Source organism: Vibrio sp. V38_P2S17PM301, assembly GCF_009904845.1.
GTDB lineage: Bacteria > Pseudomonadota > Gammaproteobacteria > Enterobacterales > Vibrionaceae > Vibrio > Vibrio proteolyticus.
Genome location: NZ_WXWO01000103.1, coordinates 1 through 5,270, shown reverse-complemented (window position 1 = coordinate 5,270; position 5,270 = coordinate 1). Strand labels below are relative to the sequence as shown.

Below are 5,270 nucleotides of genomic sequence, written 5' to 3'. Positions count from 1 at the left end.
GGGTAATCTCATCTACTCTTTTTTTTTCAAAAAAAGTTGACTAATGAAGAAAACACAGAAACGATAAAAACCAACAAAAAAACCACATTAACCCCACAAAAAACAACAAAAACCCACTGTAAATATGTACTAAATCCGGTATATTTCTTACAACATTCCCACAAAAATCTTACTCAAGGATTCAGAATGAGTTCATACCGATATTTAGAATTAATAAAAAAATCAACTGAAAATGAATTAAAACGATATATTAGAATCATTGAATCAGAATCCGAATATAGCTATACAATTATTAATCTTAATAATCACAAGAAAGCTAACCTTGAATTAACATTGAAGGAATTGATTAGTAAAAAATTAAGAATAGCTAGAGAAAAATTAGATAATGGAAACTTAACCGAGGAAGAAGAATATGAACTAGGCGATTGTATTGACGATCTTTTTGATCAATCAAGAGAAATTCAATATGAATTTAGCAATCACATCGGATGGCTCAATGACGAGCCAAGAGCCCTTTATTTTTTTGTTGTTATCGTTCAGGCCATAGTTAACACAGGCAACATAGAGCTTAGCTACCCTGTAACTACATTTTCTTTCGAAGCCAAATCAGAATCAAAAGATAAAACCAAATCACAAAGTCTTTCAGGGGAAAAATACTTACCTCGATACACCGACTACCTAAAGCCTCTAGCAGATTTCTGCCCAAACAAGACTGGTTCAACCTACGACAATCTTGTTAGTGCACTAGAAGTGATAATCACCTCAAGCTTACCAAAGGAACAGCGAAGCACATACCGCTTACTTAAGAAGGTAGAAAGCTTATATACAACCGTTTTTATTAACAGAAATGCAGATAGAAAAGCATTTAAAACAGATGATGCTAAGTTAATCAGTCGGTACTACCGGTATTTAACAAAAAAATACCCATCCATCGGGTTATCCATAACAGAGGATGTCGATAAGCAAAAGCAAACAATCATGTGTATTTTCGATGTACTTTGTGCGACGAAAGATCCAGACACGTTTAAACAGTTAGAAAACAAATTGGTTGAGAAATTCAATAGAAGTAAAAGGGATAAAGCAGATGGTAATGTACCAAAGACGACTAAAGAAGAAAAAACACTGACATTCAGCGAATCAGATTGGACTAAGCTTATCGAGATTGCAGGAGATAGTGCAAAGAACGGGATTAAGGCCAAGCTTAAGGAATTGATAGACAAGGAACTAGCAAATCAAAAGGATGCTAAAGAGGGCAATGTAGGTCAAGATTCCAACGACGACTCTCTTACAATGCCATCGGAGCAGAAAAAGAAGGTTACAAATTTGGATAAAATATTTGAAACAAAAACTTTTGGAAGACCTCTTTTGAAGCGAGACTAAAGTATAGATTCATCGTTATAGTAAGCAATAGGTACACCACAAGGTACACTGTAGAAAATCAAACTGAACAATATTAAATAAAATCAATAAATTAACAACCAAGATCAACTTACGCCAGCTGGAAAGGGCCAACTCGCAAGAGTTGGCCCTTTTTGTAATCCACCAATATAGCCCAACAGTCTTAACTTACCATCCTCTAACGAAGTATCCTCCGATATAGTGTTCGTTTCACCTCGTATTTACTTTTCGAATACGCTTAAGCCAGCGAACTAGAAGAGATATAGCCAACTTATCTACTCAAACGTTAGAACTTGGGCTGACATTTTCCCGCCTAACTTTTATCAAACAGCCAATAGGAAAATAACAGTGCACTCAATTACAGTACTTTGTTGCGTTAATTCTCAAATGTTATGGAATCGACTTCTCACTCTTACCTTTTGCGAATAGTGTTTATGAGTCACTGTAACTGATAGCTAAAAAAAATGACTATAAATTTCAAGAAGAAAATCCGTTATGTACGAAGCTACGACAATACAACGCCCACAGCGTGGAAACCTGAAGAAAAATGTAGTTTGAGTATATTTGAAAGCGACCGTGGCAGTATCATTAACTCTGCGGCTATCCGGCGCTTACAACAAAAAACACAAGTTTTTCCACTAGAGCGCAATGCTTCTGTCCGCAGCAGGTTGACCCACTCATTGGAAGTACAACAAAATGGACGTTACATTACCCAACAAATCTTTGAAAGACTATCTAGAGATGCTCAAGAAGAATATGGTCTTGCAGGATTAGAGCGGCATATTGAGTCTATTGTTGAAATGTCTTGCTTGATGCATGATATCGGTAACCCTCCTTTTGGCCACTTCGGAGAAAAGGCCATCAATGATTGGTTCGAGCAAAACCTTTCAAAATTCATTTCATTGCATAGCCTTGATTTAAACAAAGAAATGATTCGTGACCTGTCTAGTTTTGAAGGTAATGCTCAAGCAATTCGTTTAGTTCACTCCATTCTCAATCTTTGTCTCACCTACAGTCAAGTTTCAGGAATACTAAAATATACCCGCCGTGGAGATGAGCTTAAGCCCCAAAAGGAAAACGAAACATTTAGTTACTTACGAAAAAAAGTTGGCTACTACATTAGTGAACAACCCTATATTTCAAATCTTCTTCAGGCTTTAGATATAAAGGCACACTGCCGCTCACCATTCTCTTACATAATGGAAGCTGCCGATGATATATCCTATGGTCTGGCCGATCTTGAAGACGCTGTAGAAAAAGGCATATTAACTGTCGACACATTAAAAACGGCTTTAAAGTATGAATATCCTGCTGTTAGAGAAGAACTGAAAATAGACAGTGATGAGAACTTAATGGAGAGTTTAATCATTCAGGCAGAGAACAAAGCTTTTCGTAACCCAGATACACTATTCTTTGTCATGATGAGAGTCGTTATCGGAGGTACTTTGGTGCCTCACGCCTGCGATATTTTTCTAGCCAATATCGACGAAATTTTTCATGGAGAGTTCAACCGAGCCCTACTTGAAGATGGTAGTGACCGACATGCACTTATAAAAACACTCAAAAATGTTGCAGCAAAATATGCATTTTGTCATAAGGAAGTCGAAGCACGTGAACTGCAAGGTTATCAGATCATCAAAGGCCTTCTTGATACCTATAGCCCACTTTTAAACCTCACAAGGGTAGAGTTTGAGCAAGTCAAAAATGAACAGAAAGGGGCCCCTCTCTATGCATCTAGACTGTTCAAAAAACTCTCGTATAAGCATGTTCAAGCTTATGAAAGAGCCCTTACTGAAGCAAGCTTAATAAAGCTACCGTTTGATGCGGGTTATGATGCGTGGGAGTTCTACTTTAGAGTTAGGCTGATTCAGGATTACGTTAGTGGAATGACCGATCAGTTCGCATTTGATGAGTATCGAGCATTCAGTATTATTGATAGTTTATAACGTAGTTAACCATATGAATTCTAGACAGCGTTAGTGTTAGAGATCTAAGGTATTTCAGTATGCAATACTTAGATGGCAAGTGAGAAAAGACTTTTATCAATAACAAGTTATTGAAGCTCTTCGATCTAGACAAGCTCTGAAAAACACAGATGATACAATACCTCATCAGAGTACATTTGTTATGTTGGACACAGGCTATGATTTTCTGTCTGTAACCCTATGGAACAAGATCTACAGCCTAAATCGGTGCTTTAAGAATCACGATGAAAAATATTACCCTTAACCTATAAGAACCATTACAACGATTTCGCTCACCTCAACAACACAATTAAATATTATAGATAAAGTTTAAAACATGCAGATTAGATTAAAATCTATAGAAGTTAAACTAGTGAACTTCCTAAACAACACACTAAACAAAAGCTACTCCTCTATGAGTGCAGCCACTTTTGAAGATGCAGAATCACTATTAACACAAAGAAAATTATCAACAATAGAAGGTGATAAACCACTCAGAAACCTGTTCATGAAAAGTGGAGTGAAACAGAAAGAATGGAGGTATGTGATAGAAAAATCCACAGGAGATAAAAATTCAGATAATTTTTCTAAGGTTTTGCAACTGATAGGAACAAAGGAAAATTTCACTAATTTAATTAATCAACGCGGTAGAGAAGAGTGGCTAGCTAAATCAGGTTATGGAAAAGATGTTCTAGACAGACTACTAAAAGAAAATTCAGTTAAGTTTAACACTAAGTTGTCACCTACAGATATAACACAAAAACTATTAAGAGATTGGCCATTAACAAATATACTTATGTCCTCTAGTCTTCACTCTCCATTTGAACTAATCAATAAAATGTATAGGCGAGAATTTTTAGCTTACAAAATGAAAAACTTACCTCAGGGTTATTTGAAATTAGATAAAAATAATAACTCTTATAGCCATGAACATTTGTTCGCATACAACAAGCTAAAAAAAGAACTCTCAATTAAAGGTGTAAACTGGGGAGATGCAACCTCTGGTTACCTTACTCTAATTGATGAAGGCAAGCTGATGATGAAGTTATTTGGAAATAGTATTAGTCAAATGGTTATATACTTTGAAAATAAAAATCCTATAACCAAGACAGTTGCTCAGCGCCATTGGTGTATAGAAAACGTTCGGCAAGCTATACTTGACGCAGCGAACAATTTAGATATAGATGAATGCGACATTATATCATGTTCACTAAAAAAAATGATTGACGAGGGTGGACTTTCTAAACGAATACCTAATTGGTTTAGTGAGAATAACACCTCATATGTTAAATTTTTAATAGAACAGTTTCCGCAGTACAACTGGGTGCCTTGGCAATCACATGATGTTGAAAATGGGTATTGGATTGATGGTGATAGAATAAACAAAGATAACGTTAAAAATGCAATCAACTGGCTAGTAAATAAAGTTTACCATGTCAACATAGATAATTTACAAAACAGTAAAAAAATAGAATACCTATCTAATCTAAACAACAAATCTGCTATAAAAAATAATCTTGGCGGAATGTTGTCAGTAACTCAAACCGGAATGATTGAGCTGGTAAAAATTGTTTACCATGATTTAGAAATAGAAAAAAAAGAGCATACAAAAACCAATCGACAAGCCAAGCTATTTCTAGAAAGTCTTGGCTATTATCCTAATAGTGAAGTTACGATAAAAACCAATTCAAAAATTCTATACGACGATCTAAGAGTTTCAACAAAAGAATTAGATTTTGTGCTTGAAATTCAAGGTGGTCAGCATGCAAATAAATTTCATTATTTCCATCAAATTGCTGTCTCATCTGGACGAAGTAAAAATTTAGATTGCTCACTAAAAACGTCTTTAGATAATGATGCTGAAAAATTTTCCTATCATTGTAAGCAAGAAAGGCCTGTATATTATGT

3 protein-coding genes are annotated in these 5,270 nt (G+C 35.4%); all 3 read left to right on the top strand.

Annotated features, from left to right (window positions below):
• The first annotated feature begins 186 nt into the window (after positions 1-186).
• A complete protein-coding gene (locus CAG64_RS21890) occupies positions 187-1,380 on the top strand; it encodes a hypothetical protein (RefSeq protein ID WP_161489363.1) in 1,194 nt (397 codons plus the stop codon).
• 482 nt (positions 1,381-1,862) lie between these two features.
• Positions 1,863-3,344, top strand: coding sequence for a dGTPase (gene dgt / locus CAG64_RS21885; protein WP_161488885.1), 1,482 nt, complete (start codon positions 1,863-1,865; stop codon positions 3,342-3,344).
• A 433-nt stretch (positions 3,345-3,777) separates the two neighbouring features.
• On the top strand, positions 3,778-5,270 hold a 1,493-nt coding region (locus tag CAG64_RS21880; RefSeq protein WP_161489362.1), incomplete at its 3' end, for a hypothetical protein.